This window comes from Bartonella sp. AP65SXKL, from assembly GCF_042195725.1.
GTDB lineage: Bacteria > Pseudomonadota > Alphaproteobacteria > Rhizobiales > Rhizobiaceae > Bartonella.
Genome location: NZ_JBHIOW010000059.1, coordinates 1 through 1,620 on the forward strand (window position 1 = coordinate 1; position 1,620 = coordinate 1,620).

A 1,620-nucleotide genomic window follows, 5' to 3' on the forward strand; every position below is an offset into this window, starting at 1 on the left:
CGTAAAAATCAAGATGATATTGTTGGCATGGAAACATCAGATCTTGTTCTCCCTGCTACCACGGATGCTCAAGCCCTTGCTAAAGAAGCTTGTGAATCCCTAGCAGATGCAATGACCGTGGTCTTTTCAACTTATCATTCTATCCAAGTGATTTCGGATGCACAAAAAGAGCATGGTTTACCCGAATTTGATCTGATCATCTGTGATGAAGCCCATAGAACAACTGGGGCTTCATTGGGAACTGAAGACAATGAATCTGAATTTATCAAGGTTCACGATAACAGCATCATTCGGGGCAAAAAACGTCTGTATATGACAGCAACGCCGCGTATCTTTAGTGACACTGCTAAAAGGCGGGCGGATGAGATCAATGCTGTTTTGGCATCTATGGACGATGAAACCCTTTATGGCAAACAACTTCATCATTATACCTTCGCGGAAGCTGTCGATAATGAACTTTTAACTCCTTACAAGATTGTGGTCTTGGGTATTAATGAAACCTATATCACACCAGCCATACAGGAGATTATTGCCAATGAAAACCGTGAAATTGATTTAGATGATGCGGCAAAAATTATTGGCTGTTATAGAGCACTTACCAAAATAGATAAGCAAGCGGCTGTTGATGATGATGATACAGAGCCCATGCAATGTGCTTTAGCTTTTTGCAAAGACATTAACACCTCTCAATATATAACAAAGCTCTTTAATAAAATTATCAAATCTCATATTGATGATTTCCTTCAAACCGTTCCCTTTCTAAACTGTGAAGTAAGACATATTGACGGAACGCAAAGCGTCAAAAAACGCAATGAGGAATTGGATTGGCTTAAAGAAGATGCGGGGCAAAACGTTTGTCGGATCTTAAGCAATGTTCGGTGTCTTTCAGAAGGGATTGATGTCCCTGCTCTTGATGCCATCATGTTTTTACACCCGCGCAATAGCCAAGTGGATGTGATACAGGCAGTAGGGCGTGTGATGCGTCGTGCTCCAAATAAAAAAACGGGCTATATCATTTTACCCATTATCATTCCTTCACACTTAGAAGCCAAAAAGGCTTTAAAAAACAATAAGAGATACCGTGTTGTTTGGCAAGTTTTGCATGCTTTACATTCTCATGATGAAAGGCTTGCTCGGACAATTAATCAGATGTCTTTAGGACAAGATAGCAGCCATACGATTGAGATTATAGAGATTAAGCGTGCCAATGAATTAAAAGAGCTTACCACAACGGTTGATGAGATCTCGATACCATCCAAAACAGAAAGTTCTGGACGTGTCATTGGAACAGCAGAAAGCAAATCTCAATCGGTATCTGGAGGACAAGGAGACCTATTCCGCCGTTCTGAATTTTTTGATTTTGTCAAAGCCATTTTTCTGGATAGTTTTAAAATCACGGATTATTGGGGCATTTGGGCGAACAATGTTGCTGAGATTGCTCAAAACCATATCAATCATCTTAAAGATATGATTTCCGATGAAAAGAGTGAAGCCTTTCACGCCTTTGATGCATTCCATAAGGAATTAAAGAACAACGTCAACAGTGAAATCAAGCAAGAGGAAGCGATTGAGATGTTAGCGCAACATCTTGTCACGCGTCCCGTGTTTGAAGCTTTATTT

1 protein-coding gene is annotated in these 1,620 nt (G+C 40.2%); it reads left to right on the plus strand.

Translation table 11 applies throughout. The features are described 5' to 3' along the window. The coding region (locus ACFIMP_RS09620) for a helicase-related protein (protein WP_375686328.1) at window positions 1–1,620 on the plus strand (1,620 nt) is incomplete at both ends.